Below are 23869 nucleotides of genomic sequence, written 5' to 3'. Positions count from 1 at the left end.
AGCATACCATGCATTTGCTATTGCTCGTTTTATAGCCTATATAAAGTCGCACGTAGATAAGATAAAGAGTTTGAATATGTTTCGTCCTTTAGCGTTATTTATCGGCTTACGATACACCCGAGCAGAGCGTAGTAATGGTTTCATCTCCTTCATATCGCTTATCTCGATGATTGGTTTGACTCTTGGGGTAGCCGTATTGATCACGGTGCTATCGGTCATGAATGGTTTTGACCGTGAACTAAAAACCCGTATTTTGGGTATGGTACCGCAAGCAACGGTGGTCTCAACGGAGATTATCGGCGACTGGAAGCAGTTGGCTGACAAGATTAAAGAAGACCCAGAAGTGGCAGCCGTGGCGCCCTTTATCCAGCTGCAAGGGATGTTGACCTCAAATGGTCAGGTCGCAGGTATTATGGTGACTGGTGTTGATCCTGAATATGAAAAAAACGTCTCCATCATCAATGAGCACATGATTGAAGGTAGTATTGACACTTTACAAAATGGCGACTTTAGTATTGTGTTGGGGGAGGAGATGGTGCAGTCGTTAGGGCTGCAGTTAGGGGATAAAGTGACTTTGGTGCTGCCAGAGGCTTCACCTTCACCCGCAGGTGTGATTCCGCGCTTTAAGCGTTTTACCTTGACAGGTATCTTTACCATTAGTCCAGAAGTAGACAGTCTCATGGCCTTTATTCCCATGGGTGATGCCGCAAAACTGCTACGTCTTCCAGATGGGGCGCAGGGCGTGCGCATGAAGCTCAATGATATCTTTACAGCGCCAATAGCCGCAGAAAAAGCCGCCGCGATAGCACCTCAGCAGTTGTATCCTAATGACTGGACGCAAACTCACGGCAATTTGTTTGGTGCAATTCAGATGGAAAAAGCCATGGTGGGGTTGCTGCTGTTCCTTATTATCTTAGTCGCTGCCTTTAATATCGTCTCCAGCCTTGTCATGCTCGTGACGGATAAAAAAGCAGACATTGCGATTTTAAAAACCTTTGGCGCATCTCCTCGTCTGATTACGCAAGTCTTTATGGTACAAGGCGTGGTCATCGGTGTGATCGGTACGATTGCTGGTACGATATTGGGTATTATATTTGCACTCACAGTCAGTGATATTTTGGGCTTTATTAACCAAGTCTTTGGTCTGAATCTGTTTGATGCTTATTTTGTGAACTACCTGCCATCGCAGTTGCGTTTGCTAGATGTGGTGTTAATTACTGGTGCATCGTTTGTACTGAGCTTTTTGGCAACCATCTATCCAGCAAGGCGTGCGGCTAAAATTCAGCCAGCGCAAACGCTACGTTATGAGTAGTCCAAACGCACCAATACCGACATAAATAAAATAAAGGAAGCATCATGTCTGCCATTTTAGAGGCAAAAAACATCAACAAGATATATGATGAGGGGGCGGTCAGTACGCAAGTATTGACTGGCCTTGATTTGACCGTTCATGCTGGCGAGCGCATTGCTATTGTTGGTACCAGCGGTTCAGGCAAAAGTACCTTGCTACACTTGCTTGGCGGCCTTGATACGCCAACCAGTGGAGAAGTCTGGTTACACGGTCAGTTGTTAAATAGTATGAATGAGACTGAACGTGGGGCAATGCGTAATAAGCATTTGGGATTTATCTATCAGTTCCATCATCTATTGGCTGAATTTACCGCTGTTGAAAACGTTGCTATGCCTTTACTGATGCGTCCAAAAGTGTCGATCACTGAAGCGCGTCAACAAGCAATTGCTATTTTAGAAAGTGTGGGTCTTGAGCACCGTTTGGCGCATCGCCCAGGTGAGTTATCAGGTGGTGAACGTCAGCGTGTGGCCATTGCCCGTGCGCTTGTCACTAAGCCGTCGCTTATCTTAGCCGATGAGCCGACAGGTAATTTGGACTATGACAATGCACAAAGCGTTTTCGGACTGCTGTCAGAATTACAAAATACCATGCAAACAGCATTACTTATGGTGACCCACGATCGCAATTTGGCGGCGCTAGCAGATCGTCAGCTACTGCTACGTAATGGTCATTGGGAGCAGTATTAGACGGGTTACAAGCAAGGCTAGATAGTTGAGTAAGGTCTGTTTACCATTGTCCTATCAACAAACGCATAGCAGAAGTTACAATTAAGAAGTTATAAACAAGGAAAGAGGTTATAAACAAGGTTGGCAGTGAGCGGCCATGTTCACTTATAGGAAGATATATAATGACTGAAGATGACAACCCAATCGATGCCTTTGGCAGTGCCGAAGAAGGCGTAGAACCATTAAAACCTTATATGGATCCGACGTTGTTCGATACGATTGATAAACAAGCACAAATAGATTTACTCACCCCTGTTTTTGATGCCATCACTTTGGCGGGTGTTGATTATGATTTAAAGGCTCAAGATAGTGCGACAGGCAAGCGCTACACGCTTCTAAAAGATGAGGAGGTGATTGATGTTTTTGTGATGGACATGAATCTTACCGACAATATTCTTGACGCTATAGAGCAGAACAAAGAAGACTGATTTGCCCACAGAAATATGGTGGCGTTAAGATAAAAACCCTAAGGTTTTGGTGTTTTATCAGAAGATTGCTGCTGACGCTTTTGCCAGCTGACGACGGTTCTATAACGCCAAACGGCTTTAAACGCCAGTCCACAAATGAGGCTGGTGACAATCGCTAAGATGGTCAGCCCTATACAAAATGCCGCAATCGATACGGTTCCGCGATAGGTGATAAATGGATTGGCACCGTCTGATAGTGCCCATAAGCTAAAATCAGCAATCATTCGACCAATGAGTCGTAGGCTAATCATCGGTACGTCGATGATTTTGGCGCCGACATAGTAGCCTGCATAAAAGATAGGCAAACTGGTGAGTGGATTGGTGATCCAAGTAAGACCAAGCGCCATAGGGACATTGGCACGGAAAACCAATGAGCCGATTAGTGCCAGTAACATCTGCCCTGGCAAGGGGAAAAAGGCACTAAGCACACCAATGTAAACCGCTTTATTTAGGCTATGACGATTGAATTGCCACAACCGAGGGTCAGCCAAATGCGGTGCGAACAGTTTTAAGGTGCGACTTTCTAGGATTTTCTCTGGTGTAGGAAGCAGGTCCTTCAGACGTTTTTGGGGCACAGGATCGCCTTTAATCGTTAACGACAGTCCGCTCAATCGCATTGATGGACTGCTATAAAGTGATATTATTAATAAAAAATATGGGTAAGGGTATATAGGATGATGATGCCAGATTATCGTCAGCGCAATATGTCTAATCAGTATAGGGTAATATAAATATAAATGCTATTGCATCACGTATCAGTTGTTATGACGGATTTAACCACCCGTTTATGTTCAGGTATTTTTTTCGATCATACATAACCGCTCATACGAGTATAGTACGGTCGTTAGCTGGCTTATAGTATTCATATCATCAAGCAAGGAGCGCTGGTGTACTGGTTGATGGGTAGTTTGATTGTTGTCGCTATGATGGGCGTTTTGGCGGTCGCGGATAGTGTAGCGATGCCGATTGGTTCACTGCTCGTGGATAATGCTATTGCGCCTGCCTTACCTTTATCACTTATTATTCTTGCCATCACTCTGATGGTGCTTGCTCAATTTAATGTCCCTGCCGTCAATCGCAGTAGCATTTCTCAAAAATCGCCTAGCTATTTACCTTGTCATCCCAACCGTGCCTGCCGTATCCTCAATCATACTTTAGTCGTTGCATTAGCCATGGCGCTCGTTATTGGCAGTGCCTTGCAAGCGATGATTAGTCATCAGCAAGCAGAAATGACAGAAGTTACTAAGCCAATGCGTGTGCAGGCACTAGTGACTATCGAGGGGATAAGTGACAGTGTCTATGATGCTGCTACGGATAGTAGTTATAGACAAGTTGCTACCATCAGCCACGTGTCACCTTTAGTGTCTGAGTTAACCACTCAAGATTTAGATACCCTTACAGTGAGTGAGTTAGATAAAGATGAGGGTGGTGACAGCAAACACCGCGTACTACTCAACGCCTATCCAAAAAAGTCGTCGAATAACAGCCAGCTTGCACGCTTAAACCACTTGCAACCAGGCGATCAGTTGTTTATGAGCTTAACCCTTGCGCCTTTGGCTACTTCTGAGCAAGCGACAAACAATCCGTCTGGGTTTGATAGCTATCGCTGGCTACGAGGTCGTCATATTGATGGGGTAGCGAATGTCTTGGCCACCAGCTCACCGATTGTGAGCGCCAGTTCATCAGTATTAGCGCCTGCTTCTCACTCGTACCTACAGAGTTTTCGCACCCATATTGACCAAGGACGTTGGCAGTTACGGCAGTACTTTTATCAAGATTGGGCAGAGCAGACCACAGAAGCGCAGCAAGCAAAGGCGGTCACATTAAGCTTGCTCACAGGCGATCGCAGTTTAATCAATCGTGATACCAAAGACTTGTATCAGCTGGCGGGCATCTCGCATTTGCTTGCTATCTCAGGGACGCACATTTTGTTTTTAGCGATCATGTTGGCTGGCGGCGTTGTACTGATATTTAATCGACTGTGTCCTCTGGTTTATCGTTACGTTCCGCGTTGGCAAGTACGTTGGTGGGTGATGATTGGGGCGGCTTTTATCTATGCGCTATTCACTGGGTTTGATGTGCCAGCAGCACGTACTGCATGGATGCTATTGGCGATAGGGGTGGTGCGTTTAACATTGTTGCCGATTAGTACTATGCGTGTTTTGTTGGCTCTAGCAGTACTGATGGCATGGCAAGACCCATATGTACTTTGGCAGGCAGGTTATTGGTTGTCTTTTATTGCCGTGGCCTTGTTACTCAAATATGACGACACGTCATACAAGTATGCGCAATCTACTGTCGCGTCCCATAGGACCAAGGCAGGAAATGCGCTTGTTAAGCGTGTTTGGGCTCTCTCTAAGCGCATGTTCACATTGCAATTTTGGTTATTTATTACTTTATTACCCATCACCTTGCTGTTGTTTGGCAAAGCATCGCTGTGGGGACTGGTCATAAATTTATTTGCAATTGGTCTGTTTGGCTGGGTGATCGTTCCGCTGAATCTACTGGCCGGACTGTGTTACCTTTTATCTCCCGTTATAGCCAATAGCATTTGGGCGCTCGTTATTGCCATCGTGGCTGGTTTGCATGAATGGATAACAGGGCTAACTTCAATGCCCGTGTTGGCAAAAGCGTGGCTGTACACACCAATAAACATGGCCATACTGCTTATGGTATTACTAAGCATATTGCCTTGGCTACTACCACGAGGGTTAGTTAGTCGTTGGCTGGCACTGCCTCCTCTAACCTTGTTAATAATGACGGTCTATGCCAATCAGCAGTCACTGATGACGATACCGACGTTGTACATTTTGCCAACGGGTGATCGCTATGTAAGCGCCGTGTTGTTGCAGTATCCTATTGTCAATGATGAGAATGCTAGTAAGAATAATAATAGTCAGTCACTAGCGACAGGCCAAACGAAGAAGAACGTTAGCTGGCTGTTTTTAGCCGATCATCGGCCCACAACCACACGAACGGTGCCAAGTCATTTGACGGCAGACAAGCTCTCTATGAGCTTAGAGCAGCAGCTAGGCAGCTTATCAGTCAACAAACTAGAAGGCATCGTCGTGCAGAGTGCTAGGGTTGGTTTGACTGCCACGCTGACTACTGACCATAAGCGCACGGTCTCGAATGCTGCGCCCTCTGAGCTACTACCAATGACAGTGGCTCAGTTAAATCAGCGACTACCTGTCAGTCAATACTGGCAAGCAGGACGCTCTGATCGTTGGCCTAAGATGCAGCAAGCCTATCAAACAGGCAATCACTCTAAGAGCTTATCCACATCGGCTATCAGCGCTCAACGTTGCGAACAAGGAAAATTATGGCAATTGGCGACTGGGGGTTTGTCCATAGAGGCGATGACGGGCTGGAGCAAGATAGGTGATGCCAACGTTTGGGACTGTACCGTGGCTATCGATACTCATTTACCCATGCGAGTGTTAATATATAATGCTGCCGATCCAATGAGATCGCTATCTGCCACTGCTCAAACACTCACACCAAGTGTCCAATCATCGCCTCACCATACTCAGGCGTCTTCATCACGCGTTGTTTTAAATGCAGACACGCATCAGCGCGTTTGGCAAATGTGGTCATTACTGTGTGTCGCTGAGAAAACGGATAAAGAGACAAGGTTTGATGACGTCATTTGGCTGGGTCATAGTGCCTCTGATATAACGGCCGATGTGTTACGGCAGCAGCGCATAAATAAGATCATGACTTATGATGAGAAGGCCTTAGAAGTAGCCTTAGCGTTAAATACTACCGTAAGTTCGAAATAAAATCGATTCGTTAGTAGTTAGTAGTTAGTAGCCACGCGCGACTGGTATAAATTTTCCTTACTTACTGTTATCACAGAGGCCACAAAAAATTCATTCCAGTCGCGCTGTATCGGTTTTAAAGTGAGCCGCTTACATTCATTGACCATGCTAGTGATACAGGCCATTAAAAAAATGGCTTATATGATCAGCGTTACAATATGGTGATATTTCACAGTTATACTATTGAACCAGAATTGAAATACCACCATACTTAGCAGCTTGTGAATACAGATGACAAATACAGTGAGAGGACATGATCTTCTTACTCTATCTATTTTTTATGTCATTTTTATCGTTTTAGATTGTTTCTGACTTAGGAAGTTATATGCCCAACTGGCCACCAGACCCCAACAAACGTCCTGACAATTCGACAAATCAGCCCACACCGATTCAGCAGCCAAACCAGCCGAGTGGACAAGAGTGGCGACTGCTGGAAACTACTTTATTGGCTAGTGTGGTTGAGCAGCGTCGTGCCCGTCGTTGGAGTATCTTTTTTAAACTACTCACCTTTGGCTACCTATTGCTGATATTTTTGCTGCTTGGGCGTAGTTGTACCAGCCAAGCCCCTACAGGGTTAGATGGTGTTGATACGAGCCAGCCGCATTTAGCGGTGGTTGAGCTGCAAGGTGTGATTAGTAGCGGCGATGTGGCCAATGCTTATGATGTCAATGAGGCATTAACTCGCGCCTTTGAAAACAGCAATTCAAAAGCGGTGGCATTAGAGATCAACTCGCCTGGTGGGTCACCAGTACAGTCTGATGAAATTTGGCAGAATATGATGGACTTGCGCCAAGAATATCCTGACAAAAAGCTTTATGCGGTGATTGGTGATATTGGTGCATCAGGCGCTTATTACATTGCGTCGGCCGCAGACGAAATTTATGTCAATCCCTCAAGCTTGGTTGGTTCTATTGGGGTGATTATGCCAAGCTATAACATTAAAGGTTTAATGGATAAGGTTGGTGTAGAAGATCGTACGATCACGGCTGGTGAATACAAAGATATCTTAAGCTTATCGCGTCCATTGACTGATTATGAAGAAAATCATGTCGAAAAAGTTTTGGCCAATACGCATCAGCACTTTATCAACGCGGTCAAAGAAGGTCGCGGTGATCGCCTAAAAAATCCTGAACAAAACGAGCTGTTTTCAGGGTTATTTTGGACAGGTGAGCAATCTATTGAGCTTGGCTTAGCAGACAAAAAAGGTAGCATCGCAACCTTAGAAAAACAGTTAGAGCTTGATAATGTAGTCAACTATAGCCCAACAGATCCGTTCCAGATGTTTATGGATCGTTTTGCTGTTCAGTTGGGTGCAGGCATTGGTTCTAGTGTCAGCCTTGATAAAATCTTACCGCAAGAAGAAGGTAATGCGCAGATGCGTTAAGCGTTTTATGTTTTAGATTTAGAGTGTATGATTGTTGAGGCTGAGCGTAGGATTATGCTCAGCCTTAATTGTATGTAAGCGTTAAGCACCATAAAAAATATTTACAATGAGAGCCGTCATGAGTGATGAAATCAGTTTGCAGACCTTTGCTGCGCTACCTGTCTCTAAATTAACAAAAAAGCCCGTTCTACATTTTGCCCACGCCAATGGGATGCCAAGTGCGGTCTATCAGCCTTTTTTTGAGAATCTGGCGAAATTTTTTACGATTGAGTATATTGCGATGTTGGGTGCCACGCCCGACTACCCGGTGGATGACCACTGGCGCAGTCTCACGCAGCAGATTGTCGATAGTGTGAAACAGACCTGTGAGAGGCATGGTGTCACACAAGTCGTCGCGGTCGGTCATTCGCTTGGTGCCATGTGTACGTTGCAAGCCTTGTACCGTGCGCCTGATTACTTTGCCCAAGCGGTATTGATGGATCCCCCTTGGATTTATGGCAAAGTCAGTTTGCTGTGGCATTTGGCAAAGACCGTGGATAGATTGCCATTCATGAATCATCGTTTGATGGATAAATTATCGCCAGCTGGCGTGTCCAAACACCGCCGTGACGTGTGGGATAGCCGCGCAGAAGCCTACGAAAAAATGCGACACAAAGGGTTTTTTAAAAATTTTGACGAGCGTAGTTTTCAAGGATACATCGATCATGGCTTACATGAACGTGCAGACGGTAAGGTGACATTGGCCATTCCTAAGGACAGTGAAGTGGCCGTGTTTCGTACCAATCCCTCTTGGTATTGGCTTGCACCAAATCGTGGGCCTAAGCCGCCTGTCACCTTGATTATCGGTGAAGACAGCATATTTTTAAAACGACAATTTCCGCAGCAAGTCAAATCAAGATTAGGCATTCCTTATCAGACTCACGCTGGTGGCCATATGTTCCCACTTGAATATCCAGACTCTGTCGCGCAGCAGGTGTCGACTGTGATTAAGCAGCAGTTACCGAGCTAGTCGCTAATGATTTATTATCGACGTTTATGATAGAGATGGGCTGATAGAGCACTTTTTGAGTTACGATACTATGCTAAAAGACGTTACCGCTTCACACAATTTGACGACGGCAGCTAATAAGCCACCGCCACTATTTTCACGCTTAGGGGCGTTTTTGCTGACGATAGGAATGGTGCTTGCGTTTTTTATCAGTCAGCTACTAGGTGTGTACATCGCTGGCACGTTAGTATTACCGGCTCATAAAACCTCGACCGCCAGCGATATATTCTTTTTTGGTAGTAATGATGGGACAGTGGTGAGTCTCTCCATCATGATTGGCTGTGTGCTCTTAGTAGCGATTAGCGTTTTAGTGATTCGTTTACGAGGCGGGCGTGTTCGTCAGTATCTGGCGTTAAAGCCTTTTTCCTTTGCAGTAGGCATGGGCATGTTTGGGCTGCTGTTGCTATTTATGATTATCAGTCAGGCGTTGACGTACTGGTTTGATGAGACACCACTGGTATTCGTCGATCCTTTATATCAGTCTGTCAGTTCAGTATGGTTGCTGGTGGTGGCAATGGTGATCGTGGCACCGCTATATGAGGAGTTGATCTTTCGCGGTGTACTATGGTCGGCGATTGCTGAGCAGTATACGGCACAAGCTGCTTCAGAGCATCGCGGAGCGATAGTCGCGAGTCTTGTGACCAGTTTGATATTTGCGGTGATTCATGTGCAGTATGGCATCTATGAGGTCAGCACCATCGTGGTGTTGGCGTTGATATTTTGCTATGCGCGTGTCAAGTCGGGTTCGTTATTGTTGCCGATGTTATTGCACGTCATTAATAATGGGGCGGCGATGTGGCAGTATCTTGCGCAAGCGGCGTAAATACCCTAACGGTTATCACTATGGCCGTTAGGGTCTTCCGATAAAGTTGGCTATGCGTCAGGGTTTAATAGTAAAACCTCGTCTGCGGCTCGTTTGACATCATCGAGGGTTAGCTGAGGTTTGCCACTCAGTGCCTGTCGCCACTTGCGTGCCCCCATCAGACCTTGAAACAAGCCTAGATAGTGGCGGGTCATCGTTGGCAGCGCTTCCCCTTTTTCAATTTGCTCTTGTAGATAAGGATATAGCTGCTCTAAAATTTCTGAACGCTTAGGGGCTAGCTTGCCCCATAAGCTATTGGCTTCTGCCAGCAAATAAGGGTTGTGATAAAACGCCCGTCCAATCATCACGCCGTCGATATGCTGCAAGTGGGTTTCAATATCAGCGACGGTATCGATACCACCGTTAATTTCGATATCCAGTTCTGGGAAGTCTTGTTTTAGACGATAGACATCATCGTAACGCAGCGGCGGTATCTCACGGTTCTGCTTGGGGCTAAGCCCTTGTAGCCAAGCAGTACGCGCATGAACGATAAAACGTGTACAGCCAGCAGCAGCCACCGTCTGGACAAAATCTACCATAAACTCATAACTGTCAAAATCATCAATACCAATACGGTGCTTCACTGTCACAGGTATGTCGACCGCGGCTTGCATGTGTGTGACTAAGCCTGCAACGATTTTAGGCTCTGCCATTAAGCAAGCCCCAATCTTATTGTGCTGCACGCGATCAGAGGGGCAGCCAACGTTGATATTGACTTCATCATAGCCGTATTGCTGAGCAAATTCGGCGCACTGTGTCATCTCCGCGATATCTGCGCCACCAAGTTGTAGCACGAGCGGATGCTCGAGCGTATCAAAGCGCAGATGCCGTGCTCGATTACCATGTATCAAGGCACCCGTACTGATCATCTCAGTGTATAAATAGACATGCGGATTAAACAGCCGCGCAAAGTAACGGTAATCTGTTGTCGTCCAATCAATCATGGGGGCGACAGAAAGTCTCTTGTTGGTCATATCAACCATGGTTCTTTGCCTTAATATTTAAATGTTTGAACATTGACACGAAGGTTTTTATCGTAAATAGAAGAATAAGGCGTAACGGATGATAGACCGCATCACACCTTAAGTTTAATCGACACGCTCACTAGATAACATGATTGAGCTTTTTGAATTCAGGCAAGTTATAAAAATATATGCCCATGATGATGCCAATAAAGCCGATAAAAGCGATATAGAGCGCTGGTGAAAAGCTCACATACAAAGTGGCATAGCCAAGCCCAAAAGGCACCAATACACCCACAATACCGTAGGCCACATTATAACAAAAAGTCATCCCTGTTAGCCGTACGTTGGTTGGAAATAACTGTACTAGGATAGCGGGTATCATACCAACGATACCGGCACAAAAACCCAAAAGCGCATACATGATTAAAATATAATCACCGCTTCCCTGCAGATGGTAAAAAAACACAAACATCTGAGCGATTAATAAAATGGAACCAATCGTCAAAATTTTACCAAAGTTTTGATGGTTGGATATTATTCCATAAAACACACACCCAAAAATCATAAACACAATACCCAAACTGTGAGAAAAATCAAATAAATCGTTGTCTAGTGTAAAGCGTAATTCAATTAAATCAGGGAGCAAAAGCACAATGACCGTGGTGATACTAGACACAATCACAGTGAGAAGCATACCAATAAATATGGCGTGTTTGCAGTGCTTAAAGAGGAGTCTGAATGGCTTGGCAACGTAGTCATTCGGTTGGGATTTTTTCAATTCAATAAAAAACGGTGACTCATCTATCCAGCGCCATGCCAATAGCGGCAAAAGACTCAAGATAGCTGCGATAAAAAATGGCAAACGCCAACCGTAGTCCGCCAGCTGCTCAGTACTCATGGTATTCGTCAGCCAAAGAAAAAAAGCGTTGGAGAATAATACGCCGACATAAAAACTGGCCGTGACATAACTACAGGCCACTGACAAATACTGCCGAGGAACATGCTCTGCTACAAAAACCCAAGCGAGTGGGACAAAAAGCCCAAATGCGATACCTTGTATGAGCCGTAGGGTAATAAACAAGGCGGGCGCGATTAAACCCCACTGTGCATAAGTCGGCAAGCATGCCATCGCCAATAAGCTGCCTGCGGTCACTAACAGGCTGATTAATAGGACGGGCTTTCGGCCTTTAATATCACCATAACGACCAAAGATGATACCGCCAATAGGACGGGCTAAGTAACCAATCGCAAAAAGTCCAAGCCCTTGAATTTTTGTAATAGCGGGATTGACATTGACAGGAAAAAAAGCGGCCGCCACAATGTCTGAGAGATATAAATAAATCAAAAAATCAAAAAATGCGACTGCGCTGCTAAAGCACATAAATAGGACTGTATTTCTGTCTTTAGAAGACATTAGTGCATATTGAGAACGAGAAGGCATAATAGGTCGCGCATCCACATGTAAAAGTGCTCGTTAAGACAGTTATCTAGGTAACTGGCTATAATAAAAAACGACAAATCAGTACAGACAGTGATTTGCCGAAAAAATAAAGGGGTTTGAACTATAAAGTGTTTGAAAAACAAATAATTGACTTAAGGGCGCTCAAGCCAAAAGTGTCCCACTCAAGCGCTCTGACGCGAGTTAAATATGAATGATAAGTTTTCTTCGGTTTCTCAGGTGCGACAGCTATAGTAGCCAATCGATCGGTAACCATGACATGATAGTGAGCCAAATATGGTCACCCACATCGACGCGCGGCTCTGAATCGTAAACCACTTTTTGATCATCTTCCATGGTATGCCACTGCAGTTTGCCGTTATCTAATAATTTCACTTCATAAGCTTGGTTCAATAAGTCATCACTAAGCGCGCCATGTAACTGTTTTGCAAGCTGATCATCATTGATAATCACTCCCATCTCAGTATTGATGTTGGCAGAGCGGGGATCGACATTATAAGAGCCAATGAATACTTGATAGTCATCAACGGCAAAGGTTTTTGCATGTAAGCTGGTTGAGGATTGACTGCGGGCTTTCCATAATTTGTTTTCACGTTTTTCTTCAGACGCTGTCGATTTTAGCTCATAGATTTTGACGCCAGCGCGTAGCAGACTAGGACGCCATTGGCTGTAGCCAGAATGAACGGCTGTCACATCAGTGGCATCAAATGAGTTGGTCAAAATCTTAATGTCAATACCAGCCTCAGCCAGCTGTACCAATGTATTGACGCCATCTTTAGTCGGTACAAAGTAAGAGGAGATGATGGTTAGTTGCTTGGTTGGGCTGCCTAACAAGGTACGCAGCTGATGCACCAAATTGGTCTCAGACGGGACTGTTTTGGTAAGCTTGCCCACGTCATCACTCAAAAATTGCATGTCTGTCCAGCGAAAGGGCACCCGTTTATTGATTAAATCACTGTCTATCGTGGATTCTTCAATAGCGGCTTTATACACAGTCAAATCGCTATTGGTGTTGTTTGCTTTTTCTGGACCGAGCTTGTCTAAAGCCGCCAAGAAGTCAGAGGTTTCGCTACTGTCCGGTGTGACTAAGGTTTCGATATCAAATGACAAAGGAGATGACCAGTAACTGGCAAAGCTGTTATCAATATCTGCGACTACTTTACCGATGAGTAAAACATCCAAGTCTGCAAATTGGCTATTTTGATCGTTACTGAGATATTCGTTGCCAATGTTACGTCCACCAATAATGGTGATTTGCTTATCAAAGGTCATACTTTTATTGTGCATACGGCGATTGATACGCGGCAAACCTGTGACATAATTTAAGGTTTGAAATTTGCGGTGCATCAAAGGATTAATAATACGCACTGCAATGTTAGGGTGACTAGAAAAGCGTAACAGATGCTGATCGAGTTTGACGTTATTATTAAAATCGTCTAATAACAACCGTACAATCACGCCGCGCTCTGCTGCTTTCCATAAGTCTTTTAAGAGTAGCTGACCGGCTTGGTCGTCATGCCAAATGTAGTACTGAGCGTCGATATTGCGTGTGGCCATGTCTGTTAAGATACTGCGGGAGGCAAAAGCGTTGGCACCCGTCACGATTGGGTGATAGCCTGACAGATCCGGATGAATGTCGTTTTGCTCGCTAATAGCGCCCACCAGATCGACACTGTTGTTAGTGGTGGCGGCTGTGTCATTTTGTTCTATTTTTTGGTTATTCTCTGGTTGATATAAGGCATTAATTCGTGCTGATAACGCTTGGCTTTCAGGCAAATGTGGCTGCTTAGGTAAACTCTGACAGGCACTAAGACTCAAGGTCAGTCCGAGTGTTAGACTCAATGATAAGTTGCTTGGTTCCATACTGAGCATCGACATAAATGAGTTACCTTAGTGAGCCTTAATACAATAAATAAGTGGCTAAAAAATGAGCTTGCGCTTGCGGTCGGTTTTTATAGATGATAGCACTGATTATGAGGCGTATAATAATTTCGTCCAAGTCAAAATCTAAATCGCCGCTAAGCTTAGCAGCTGTAAACCGCTCTGCCTATTATAAATACGTTATTTTTATTGTATTGAGCGCCGAATTCAAAACCGTGCAGTCAGGGTTTTCTCTTGGCTGCCATTCCGCGTTAATAATCCGCATTAATAAATAGAGAAACGGGTATGCAAAAACAACGTTTAGCACTCACCTGAAACCAGCTGTTTGGAATAAGTTGGCATGATATGATAACGCTGTGCCCTAGAGCGTGTCCTCAATTCATTCGATAGTCAAAAAATACGCAGTCATTTTATAACAACTCAAGCAACGGAACCTTTATGAGTCAGTCGCAAACCCAAGATGAGAACAATTTAAACCAAAAAAACTCAATGGATAAGTTAGATCCAAACTGGCGCAACGATGCCTTAGATTTAGGGCTTGATTATGGGATGCAGACCATCGCAGTGCGGGCGGGTCAACACCGTACGGATGAAGGGGAGCACTCAGAGCCTATTTTTACCACCAGCTCTTATGTTTATCACTCAGCGGCTGATGCAGCGGCGCACTTTAATGGTACCAAAACCGGCAATGTCTACTCGCGTCATACCAATCCAAGTGTGCGTACCTTTGAGCGTCGATTGGCGGCATTAGAGAATGGCGAACGTGCCGTTGCGACCGCCTCTGGTATGGGCGCTATTCTCACGATGTGCTTGGCGTATCTAAAAGCGGGCGATCATCTACTGGCGGCCAATCAGTTATTTGGTTCCTCCATCGGCCTATTCAATAACTATATGGCGAAGTTTGGTGTTGAAGTCAGCTACGTTGATTGCTTTGACAATGACGCGTGGGCAAAAGCGGTACAGCCAAATACTAAGGTGATTTATTGTGAAAGCCCAAGTAATCCATTGGCCCAAATTTGCGATATCGGTTATTTAAGTCAGTTGTGTAAAGCCAATGACATCTTATTGGTGGTGGATAATTGTTTTGCCACTCCGGCACTGCAACGCCCGTTAGATTTGGGTGCTGATGTTGTCATTCATTCTGCCACTAAATATCTAGATGGACAGGGTCGAGTATTGGGCGGAGCATTGGTTGGTAGTGATGCGCTGATGCAAGAAGCGTTTACTGTCGTCCGCTCAGGTGGTATCAGCATGAGTCCATTTAATGCTTGGGTGTTTACCAAAGGGCTTGAGACGCTGAAATTACGTATGCAAGCGCATTGTCATAATGCCAACCAAGTGGCCCAATTCTTGGTCAATCATCCTAATGTGAGTAAGGTGCATTTCTCAGGATTGAGCGATCATCCTGCGCATGAGCTGGCAACGCGCCAACATCATATGCAAGACGGCTATGGTGCTATCATGGGGTTTGAAGTGATGCCATCTAACAGTAGTGATTCAAATAGACGCGATCCAAAAGCCGCTGCTTGGCACGTGATTGACTCAACCCAAATGGTCTCTATTACCAATAATTTGGGCGATGCCAAAACCACGATTACCCATCCTGCGACCACCACTCACTTTCGCTTGACCGCTGAAGCCCGAGCCGAAGCAGGGGTCAAAGATGGTTTGATTCGTCTATCGGTCGGTCTTGAAGATGTGGAAGATATTATCAAAGATTTGGCGCGTGGTTTAGACAGTTTGTAAAGATAACGGTATAATCGTCAATAACGCATTCACGTTACGTTATCAATCATTACTTATTACTATAAAAGACAAAGAGGCAACTATGAATATTCAAGCACTGATGCAACAAGCTCAAACGATGCAAAAGAAAGTCGAAACAAACGTTGAAAATGCCAAAAAAGAGCTGGCTAACAAAGAAGTACAAGCCGAGGCAGGCAGTGGTTTGGTAAAAGTAACCATGACGGGTCGTCATGTGGTTAAACGTTTGACCATCGATCCAAGCTTGCTAGAAGATGAGCCTGATATGATCGAAGATCTTATTGCCGCTGCTATCAATGATGCGGTTCGCCAAGCGGATGAGCTATACGAAGAAACCATGGCGGGTGCTACCTCAGGTATGGGTCTACCACCAGGTATGCAAGGTATGTTCTAATATCCGTCCCAAAACCAAGCTAACTTTGTCAGACTCGCTAAGCCTACTAAAAGTAGCGCTAGCACTCGTCTTCCTCGTTATCTTGAGTTTCTGGGATTGATATACGACTTGTTTTATATTTAGCTAACGGTATGTTATCTGTCTATATTCATGAAGGAAATGGGGTTGTTATCGACACGATACGACCCCATTTTTATAGCTATGGTTTATAAATAAAGGAAGTAACTTTGCTGACAGCCAAATTTGATCAGCTGGTCAAACAGCTGCGTGTTTTGCCGGGTGTGGGGCAAAAAAGTGCCCAACGTATGGCGCTACATTTGCTCACCAAAAAACGCCCACAGGGGATGGCGCTCGCCCAAGCGCTTGATGACGCGATGCGTGATATCGTCGAATGCCAGCGCTGTCATAGCTTTAGTGATGATGCCGTCTGCCCGTTGTGTCAAGACCCTAGGCGTGATGATGGACTGTTGTGTGTGGTTGAAACGGCGGCAGATGTCATGGCGATTGAGCAGACCGCAGGATACCGTGGACGCTATTTTGTGTTAGGCGGCCATTTATCACCGATTGATGGTATCAGCGCGGACGACTTAAATATTGATCAGCTGGTATGGCGAGTCAAGCAAGAGCCAGTTGGGGAGCTGATACTGGCAACAGGTACGACCGTTGAAGGTCAGACCACAGCCCATTTCATCAGTGAGGCGGTGAGTCGTCATGTTGATAAAATCACCCGTTTAGCGCAAGGGGTGCCCATGGGCGGTGAGCTTGAATACCTTGATAGCATGACGCTCGGTCAAGCCATGCAAAATCGCTCTTTTTTGTAGCACCGCTCCTTTTTATATAGTTCATTCTATTTAAGATCGATACACAGTGAATGGGATAAATTTTTCGCAGCCTCTGTCATGCCTGCGAACAGCAAGCAAGAAAAATTTATCCCATTAGAACGAAATATTAACGTATCGATTTTATTTTCAACCGACTATAGTGTGGTTATAACAGCAAAGTCTGATTTATTTAACGATGTTGTTATAATAGCTTTATTACTGTTTTTTATCCCATTCTATTAAGACGCTGTTTAGCGTTTTATTTTATTCTATTTATGCAGGTATCTGCCCGTGTCCAATAATGCTAACAATGCTTCAAACCCTCAAGCAAATACTCCTGATGTGACTGATGAGATAAAGGCGTCAGAAAATACTAGGATGACGTCAGTAGACGTGCCTTTAGAGCCGGATATCGAGGCGTTGTTAGACATCGCTGATGAGGTTGAGGTTACGTGGGTGCGCGAGCAAAGCCAGTTGGCGGAAGTGGTTGATGCGTTGGCCACTTGCGGGCGCGTGGCACTAGATACTGAATTTATCAAGCGTGATACGTATTATCCACGCTTGGCATTGGTCCAGCTAAACATTGGCGATCATATCTATTTACTAGATGCCCCGCAGTTGCAGTTGGCGGAGCTATGGCAAGCGCTCCGTGACGTTGATATAGCCATTTGGCACGCTTGCGGTGAGGATTTGGGTATTTTCTACTTGTTGTCTGGCTGTCCACCATTGACCAATATTTTCGATACGCAAATTGCGTTGTCTTATTTGACCGGTCAATTACAAATGGGTTATCAGCAAGCGCTTGATGATCAGTTGGACATGCATATTGACAAAGAGCAAAGCCAATCAGATTGGCTACAGCGCCCATTGTCAGATGAGCAAGAGCAATATGCGATTGATGATGTACGTTATTTGCCAGCGCTGTATTTAAGTCTTGAGTACGAGCTAAAAAAGCAGGGTTTATACAATTATGTATGGGCAGACTGCCAGCTTTATGCCAGTGATTTGTATGCCGCTCAGCATGTTGAAGATGAGGCAATGTATTTAACGATGGCAGATTATCGCTATACCTCGCAGCAGATGGCGATACTAAAAGCGGTCGCTACTTGGCGAGAAGAGCTGGCACGGGCGACCAATCAGCCGCGTACTTTCGTCATCAAAAAACAAGCCGTGCGTGAGATGGTCACTGAAAAACCAAATAGCATGCGCGAGCTGGCGCATAAAACGACGATGCACCGTAGTATGTTGCGACTGTACGGTGAAGAGTTGCTTAAGGTGATAAGAGACGCAAAAAATCTGCCACCTGCTGAGCATCCAGATTGTCTATTACCGCCTTATCGCTCAAAAAACAAAGTACTGTCTAAAGCTGTGCAGCAAGCAATTGATGATCATGCGCGTAGCATAGGCGTACCAGCGAGTGTCCTCATGCGCAAAAAATGGCTGGGTCAACTGTATGAAGTGATTGCTTTTGATAAAGATCTAAGCGAGTTGCCGCAAGGATTAAAGGGCTGGCGCAACGACTGGGTGCTCCAAACCCTGATTCCAGTCATTGAAAAGCACAAGACTGAACTACAACAAGGCATGGGTATTAGGATTTGATGAGTTTTTAGACGCTTAGTTATTAAGGGTTTCACGTTTAAACTGCCCATGCTCTAAAAAGTATCTTGTTTGCTCAGCGACTTCTTTATCCACCAGCATGCCAGTGTGCGAAACTGGCATGACGATATGGTCAGACGCTGTCTCAATTTTAGTCTCTGCCACATAAACGGTGCCGTCATGGACAAGTTGCTCCTTCAGTAATGGCTTGCCTAATTTATGCAGTTTGCGGTTATGATAGTGCAAAAATAACTGCCCCAGACCGTAGGGCTGATTGCCCGCAATAACGCCAAGGGTAATGTGCTCTGGTAAGGGTGCTACGGTTCCATCTAGCGCGTCAATATATGAGCGTCCCATCATAGCAGGCGTTAAGCGCCAGATATAATCGGCACAAATACTCCCTACATGCGGTGTTCCGAGTGTGACGCAGCGGCCAATCTGCCACTTGGGATACTGAGTGACAAAGTCACGAACGATCAACCCTCCCAAACTGTGGCCGACTAGATCTACTGGCTGGTCAGGATGGTGATGTTTTTCCAGCCATGCGTTTAGGTGAGCACTGTTGGTGTTGATACTATCGCGCAGGCTACGGTAGCCGTATTGATGGGTGTTAAATCCTGCCTTTTGCAAACGTTTGGCAAGAGGGCGCATAATCCAAGCCGTTTGATGCAGCCCATGTAATAGAATGACGCGGTTTTTTTGTTGCATGTTTGCTTCCAACAAAGTAAATAGTGGATATAAGTACCCATGAATTTTATGCTATCGCTAAATACTATCATTTATAGTTAATACTATTGAACACGATGCGCAAAATAAAAACCTCCAAGTCAGCTGCTGACTTGGAGGTTTTTTTGATAAAGAAACTATTTATAGTTTACCGAAATTATCATTTACCGAAAACTTCGACTACATGTAGTTTTCGATACTTGGGCAAGAGCACATAAGGTTTTTGTCGCCATAAGCGTCATCAATGCGCGCCACACTTGGCCAGAACTTGTGCGCGCGAACGTACGGTAGCGGGAAGGCAGCCGTATCACGACTGTATGGGTGCGTCCATTCGCCACTAGTAATCATAGCAGCGGTATGCGGTGCATTGACCAATGGGTTATCTTCTAGTGTCCAATTATCTTCACCTGCTTTGGCTTTCATGGCTTCCGCTTTGATAGATTTTAACGCACTGATAAAGCGGTCTAGCTCCTCGGCCGACTCAGACTCTGTCGGCTCAATCATCAAGGTGCCTGCTACTGGGAAGCTCATCGTTGGTGAGTGGAAACCATAATCCATCAAACGCTTGGCGATATCGCTTTCAGTGACGCCAGTCTCTTCTTTTAACGGGCGAATATCGATGATACATTCGTGCGCCACGCGGCCGTTTTTACCGGTATATAGAACAGGGTAGTGGTCCTTAAGCTGGCTTGCCACATAGTTGGCGTTTAGTAGTGCCAACTCAGTCGCTTTTAGTAAACCATCGCGGCCCATCATAGCAATGTACATCCATGAGATAGGCAGAATGCTGGCTGAGCCATAGGGTGCTGCTGATACGGCTGAGCAGTCTTTTTGTGCATTGTGTACAGGGCTTAAGGTATGGTTGGCCATAAATGGTGCCAAATGTGCCTTCATACCAATAGGGCCCATGCCTGGACCGCCGCCACCGTGCGGGATACAGAAGGTTTTATGCAGGTTCATGTGTAGCACGTCTGCGCCAACGTCAGCTGGCTGCATCATGCCTACCTGCGCATTCATGTTGGCGCCATCCATATACACCTGGCCACCATGTTTATGAATGAGGTCACAAATATGACGAATGCCTTCTTCAAATACACCATGCGTCGATGGGTAGGTAATCATCAAAGCACCCAAACGCTCACTGTGCTCTTCACATTTGGCGGTTAAGTCGTCGATATCAACGTTGCCGTTTTCATCGGTTTTAACCACAACCACTTGCATGCCCATCATCATGGCAGTAGCAGGGTTGGTGCCGTGGGCTGACATAGGAATCAAGCAAACATCACGATTGTTTTCACCAAGTGATTCGTGATAACGGCGGATAGCGAGCAGACCTGCGTACTCACCAGAGGCGCCAGAGTTTGGCTGCATCGACACATCGTCAAATCCGGTGATGGCTTTTAGCTGGTCTTGTAGGCTATCAATCATGGCAATGTAACCTGTGACTTGATCGCGCGGTGCAAAAGGATGCACGTTGGCAAATTCAGGCCAAGTGATGGGTAGCATCTCACTGGTCGCATTCAATTTCATGGTACAGCTACCCAAAGAAATCATACTGCGGTTCATCGCCAAATCTTTGTCTTCAAGCGATTTTAAGTAGCGCAGCATTTCATGCTCGGTATGATGCGAGTTAAAGACGGGATGCGACAAGATGGCGTCAGTACGTAAGTGTGTGCTATCAAGAGACACGCTGGCGGCTTCAGGTAGTTCATGGGCTTTACTAACGAACAATTGAGTTAAAACCTTGAAGTCTTGCTGATCACTGGTTTCACTAAAAGCAACAGCCAGTTTTTGCTCGCCAAGACGCCATAGGTTGTAGCCAACATTATCTGCATTTTCAAAAATTTGTGTGGCCAGCTTTTCAGAACCACAATCAACAACGACCGTGTCGAAGAACTGGTCGTGTACCACGCTTAGATTGCTATCGTTTGCTTCTTTGATAACAGTGGCAAAGGCGGTAGCAAACGCATGAATACGTGTCGCAATACGCTTCACACCCTCTGGACCATGATAGACGGCATACATACCTGCTAAGTTGGCCAGTAGTACTTGTGAGGTACAGATGTTTGAGTTGGCTTTTTCGCGGCGGATATGCTGCTCGCGGGTTTGTAATGCCATACGTAGCGCCGTATTGCCTTGCGCGTCTTTTGATACACCAATAATACGACCAGGAGCAGAGCGTTTGGCTTTGTCAGAGAAAGCAAAATAAGCGGCGTGTGGACCGCCAAAGCCCATAGGTATACCAAAACGCTGAGTGCTACCTAGCGCCACGTCTGCGCCCATGTCCGCTGGTGATTTTAGCAGCACCAAGCTCATGATATCGCTTACGACACTGACGTAGGTTTTATTTTTCTTAACGGCGGCGATAACGTCAGTTAAATCTGTAACATCGCCTTCAACGCCGACATATTGGAATAACGCACCGAAGTAATCGCCAGATTTGGCGGTTTCAAAATCTCCCACCACCACTTCCCAACCAAAGTATTTGGCACGAGTATTGATGACATCTAGCGTTTGTGGATAAACACGATCATCAACAAAAAACTGGTTTGATTTGCTTTTGCTCACACGCTTTGACATCGCCATGGCTTCTGCTGCCGCCGTGGCTTCGTCCAATAATGAGGCACCCGCCATCTCCAAACCCGTTAGATCAATACAAACTTGTTGGAAGTTAAGCAGCGCTTCTAGACGACCTTGCGCAATTTCAGCTTGATATGGGGTATAAGCGGTGTACCAGCCTGGGTTTTCAAGGACATTACGCTGAATGACCGCAGGCATACGCACAGGCGAGTAACCTTGACCGATATAGCTTTTATTCACGGTGATATCGTCAGCCATCGTCCGCAATTTGGCTAAGGCTGCATGCTCACTCATGGCCACTGGCAGGTCCAATTCTTTATGTAAACGTACGGGCTCAGGCACGGTATCGTTGATGAAGCTTGCCATATCTTTATAACCAACAGCGTCAAGCAAGTCAGCTTGTTTGCTGTCATTTGAGCCTAGGTGGCGATAGACAAATTCAGCTTCGTTGAATAGTCCTTGAAAGGTATCAAACGTGGGATTTTGAGAGATAGTCATGACAGTCCTTGGTTAAGGGAGTAATAAAAGGATTTACTAAAATAACGGTGTGATGCACTACACATAGTGCACAAACTGGTCCTGATCAAAACGAAATTGGGTATTGTAGACGCCATTGTCAGCACGCTCGCGCTCGCCGGCACCAATCATCATAACGATATGCTGATCGTCGTTTAAACCTAATAGACGTTTCATCGCTGGCTCATCAAAGCCGCCCATGGGACAGCTGTCGAACCCATGCGCTCGTAGTGCGAGCATCAGATTTTGGGCAGCAAGAGCGGTGTTATTGGTTGCCCAATTTTTGGTGTCTTCAAACGTATAGTAAGGCGATTTGATCGGCCCTTTGACACGTCTGACCACTTGCGTCGCGCCCCATTTGGCTGCTGATATCACGTTGGCTGGACCACGTAAGAAGTCCATAGTAACGACTTTGGTGTAGTAGTCTTTGACCTTTTTGGGTACTGGCTTATCAGGATATTCACGTAAGATTTGCTGAGCGTGATCGTGCCAAATATCCGTACGAGCAATAACAGCGATTAAGCGCGCTGAGGTTTTCGCCGCGTTTTGATTCATGCAGTTTTTGACTGCCTGCTGACGACTTTCAGCACTATCAATCACATAAAACGCCCAAGGCTGTAGATTGCTAGAGTTGGGCGCTAGCATAGCCAGGCGCAGACAGTCGGCTAGGACATCATCCGGTATGGGCGTTTCCGTAAAACGACGTACTGAACGACGTGACTCTACCACCTCGCGAAACGCTTGTAGCTGCGGTGTGTCACTAGGCGTAGCAATACGGTCTTTATTGTCAGTGTTGGAGGTCATATGAGAATCCATGCTGGGGATTGAGTGATCAACTTGGGGCATTATTGAGTACGTTTTTCAATCGCGCCTGACAAGTGACTAATACGAATAAACTGGCTAGTGGTTGTGAGCCAATAAGTTGGGCGATGACATTTGTTAGTAAACAGTACAGATACCGACTGGCGTCAGTATCTATAGTAATGAGATCTGTTATTTGGTTGATAAACAGCGGTATTGTAATGAAACACCGCCTTTAGGTTCGTAAGTTAAATTTGTAAGTTAAAGCTGCTATTACAGCTCGTTTTCGTACTCGTCAGCAGTCAGAAGGGCTTCGTAATCAGCGATGTTGTCAGGCTTCATTCTGAAAAACCAACCTTCGCCATATGGGTCAGAGTTAATGATTTCAGGATCATCTTCTAGCGCCTCGTTGATGGCAACCACTTCACCTGACAGCGGGGCATACACGTCAGAAGCTGCTTTTACCGATTCAACCACTGAGATTTCATCATCCACAGCGATGATGTCGCCCACGTCTGGTAATTCAACAAATACCACGTCACCCAATAAGTCCTGTGCATGGTCAGTGATACCCACCGTGATCGTACCGTCGTCTTCTAAGCGTAGCCATTCGTGGCTGGCGATATATTTTAATTCTGCTGGGATATTGCTCATGGTCTCTCTCCTAAACGATAGAGGTTAATTAACAAAAAATAGGGAACACTACAG

The 23869-nt window shown here is 45.5% G+C and carries 19 protein-coding genes; 11 read left to right on the top strand and 8 right to left on the bottom strand.

Annotated elements, in window-relative coordinates:
* Nucleotides 1–76 precede the first annotated feature (76 nt).
* The 3 genes from DVY93_RS01450 to DVY93_RS01440 all read left to right on the top strand — a co-directional run bounded on the left by DVY93_RS01450 (nt 77) and on the right by DVY93_RS01440 (nt 2504).
* Nucleotides 77–1312, top strand: a complete 1236-nt coding sequence (locus tag DVY93_RS01450; RefSeq protein WP_230708535.1) for a lipoprotein-releasing ABC transporter permease subunit — start codon at nt 77–79, stop codon at nt 1310–1312.
* Nucleotides 1313–1356: 44 nt separating this feature from the next.
* The gene (lolD, locus tag DVY93_RS01445; protein WP_230708533.1) at nt 1357–2037 is read left to right on the top strand and encodes a lipoprotein-releasing ABC transporter ATP-binding protein LolD; all 681 of its coding nucleotides are present in this window, start codon (nt 1357–1359) and stop codon (nt 2035–2037) included.
* A 161-nt stretch (nt 2038–2198) separates the two neighbouring features.
* Nucleotides 2199–2504, top strand: a complete 306-nt coding sequence (locus DVY93_RS01440) for a hypothetical protein (protein ID WP_193005117.1) — start codon at nt 2199–2201, stop codon at nt 2502–2504.
* 38 nt (nt 2505–2542) lie between these two features.
* Here DVY93_RS01440 and DVY93_RS01435 read toward each other — a convergent pair whose 3' ends face one another.
* Nucleotides 2543–3160 carry a DUF2062 domain-containing protein gene (locus DVY93_RS01435; protein ID WP_193005116.1) on the bottom strand — a complete coding sequence of 206 codons (618 nt, stop codon included), beginning with the start codon at nt 3158–3160 and terminating at the stop codon, nt 2543–2545.
* A 270-nt stretch (nt 3161–3430) separates the two neighbouring features.
* Here DVY93_RS01435 and DVY93_RS01430 point away from each other — a divergent pair, with 270 nt between their 5' ends.
* From DVY93_RS01430 to DVY93_RS01415, 4 genes are all read left to right on the top strand, one after another.
* Nucleotides 3431–6325: a ComEC/Rec2 family competence protein gene (locus DVY93_RS01430; RefSeq protein WP_230708530.1), complete on the top strand. Its 2895-nt coding sequence runs from the start codon at nt 3431–3433 to the stop codon at nt 6323–6325.
* 364 nt (nt 6326–6689) lie between these two features.
* Nucleotides 6690–7748, top strand: coding sequence for a signal peptide peptidase SppA (gene sppA, locus DVY93_RS01425; protein ID WP_230708528.1), 1059 nt, complete (start codon nt 6690–6692; stop codon nt 7746–7748).
* Between the two features lie 118 nt (nt 7749–7866).
* A complete protein-coding gene (locus DVY93_RS01420) occupies nt 7867–8757 on the top strand; it encodes an alpha/beta fold hydrolase (protein ID WP_230708526.1) in 891 nt (296 codons plus the stop codon).
* 70 nt (nt 8758–8827) lie between these two features.
* On the top strand, nt 8828–9619 hold the full coding sequence (locus tag DVY93_RS01415) for a CPBP family intramembrane glutamic endopeptidase (protein WP_230708671.1): 792 nt from the start codon (nt 8828–8830) through the stop codon (nt 9617–9619).
* A gap of 50 nt (nt 9620–9669) precedes the next feature.
* Here the strand turns inward: DVY93_RS01415 and dusA are convergent, their stop codons facing one another.
* The 3 genes from dusA to DVY93_RS01400 all read right to left on the bottom strand — a co-directional run bounded on the left by dusA (nt 9670) and on the right by DVY93_RS01400 (nt 13960).
* On the bottom strand, nt 9670–10641 hold the full coding sequence (gene dusA / locus DVY93_RS01410) for a tRNA dihydrouridine(20/20a) synthase DusA (RefSeq protein WP_230708525.1): 972 nt from the start codon (nt 10639–10641) through the stop codon (nt 9670–9672).
* Nucleotides 10642–10762: 121 nt separating this feature from the next.
* A complete protein-coding gene (locus DVY93_RS01405; RefSeq protein WP_230708524.1) occupies nt 10763–12064 on the bottom strand; it encodes an MFS transporter in 1302 nt (433 codons plus the stop codon).
* Nucleotides 12065–12310: 246 nt separating this feature from the next.
* Nucleotides 12311–13960 (bottom strand): phospholipase D family protein, encoded by a 1650-nt coding sequence (locus DVY93_RS01400; RefSeq protein ID WP_230708520.1) that lies wholly within the window; start codon nt 13958–13960, stop codon nt 12311–12313.
* A 492-nt stretch (nt 13961–14452) separates the two neighbouring features.
* Between DVY93_RS01400 and DVY93_RS01395 the strand changes: the two genes are divergently transcribed.
* The 4 genes from DVY93_RS01395 to DVY93_RS01380 all read left to right on the top strand — a co-directional run bounded on the left by DVY93_RS01395 (nt 14453) and on the right by DVY93_RS01380 (nt 18541).
* Nucleotides 14453–15709, top strand: coding sequence for an O-succinylhomoserine sulfhydrylase (locus DVY93_RS01395; RefSeq protein ID WP_230708669.1), 1257 nt, complete (start codon nt 14453–14455; stop codon nt 15707–15709).
* Between the two features lie 82 nt (nt 15710–15791).
* Complete coding sequence (locus tag DVY93_RS01390; RefSeq protein WP_193005110.1) at nt 15792–16121, top strand: YbaB/EbfC family nucleoid-associated protein; 330 nt, start codon at nt 15792–15794, stop codon at nt 16119–16121.
* 227 nt (nt 16122–16348) lie between these two features.
* Complete coding sequence (gene recR / locus DVY93_RS01385) at nt 16349–16942, top strand: recombination mediator RecR (RefSeq protein ID WP_230708519.1); 594 nt, start codon at nt 16349–16351, stop codon at nt 16940–16942.
* A gap of 291 nt (nt 16943–17233) precedes the next feature.
* Complete coding sequence (locus DVY93_RS01380; RefSeq protein WP_230708517.1) at nt 17234–18541, top strand: ribonuclease D; 1308 nt, start codon at nt 17234–17236, stop codon at nt 18539–18541.
* Between the two features lie 15 nt (nt 18542–18556).
* Here DVY93_RS01380 and DVY93_RS01375 read toward each other — a convergent pair whose 3' ends face one another.
* From DVY93_RS01375 to gcvH, 4 genes are all read right to left on the bottom strand, one after another.
* Nucleotides 18557–19246: an esterase/lipase family protein gene (locus DVY93_RS01375; RefSeq protein ID WP_230708511.1), complete on the bottom strand. Its 690-nt coding sequence runs from the start codon at nt 19244–19246 to the stop codon at nt 18557–18559.
* 198 nt (nt 19247–19444) lie between these two features.
* The gene (gene gcvP, locus DVY93_RS01370; protein WP_230708509.1) at nt 19445–22342 is read right to left on the bottom strand and encodes an aminomethyl-transferring glycine dehydrogenase; all 2898 of its coding nucleotides are present in this window, start codon (nt 22340–22342) and stop codon (nt 19445–19447) included.
* A gap of 57 nt (nt 22343–22399) precedes the next feature.
* Nucleotides 22400–23164 (bottom strand): nitroreductase family protein, encoded by a 765-nt coding sequence (locus DVY93_RS01365; RefSeq protein ID WP_230708507.1) that lies wholly within the window; start codon nt 23162–23164, stop codon nt 22400–22402.
* A 270-nt stretch (nt 23165–23434) separates the two neighbouring features.
* Nucleotides 23435–23815 (bottom strand): glycine cleavage system protein GcvH, encoded by a 381-nt coding sequence (gene gcvH / locus DVY93_RS01360; RefSeq protein WP_144297111.1) that lies wholly within the window; start codon nt 23813–23815, stop codon nt 23435–23437.
* Nucleotides 23816–23869: the final 54 nt, after the last annotated feature.

The organism is Psychrobacter sp. CCUG 69069 (genome assembly GCF_021023115.1).
GTDB classification, from domain to species: domain Bacteria; phylum Pseudomonadota; class Gammaproteobacteria; order Pseudomonadales; family Moraxellaceae; genus Psychrobacter; species Psychrobacter namhaensis.
The sequence above is the reverse complement of the archived record's forward strand: the minus strand, read 5'-3'. Positions and strand labels throughout refer to the sequence as shown.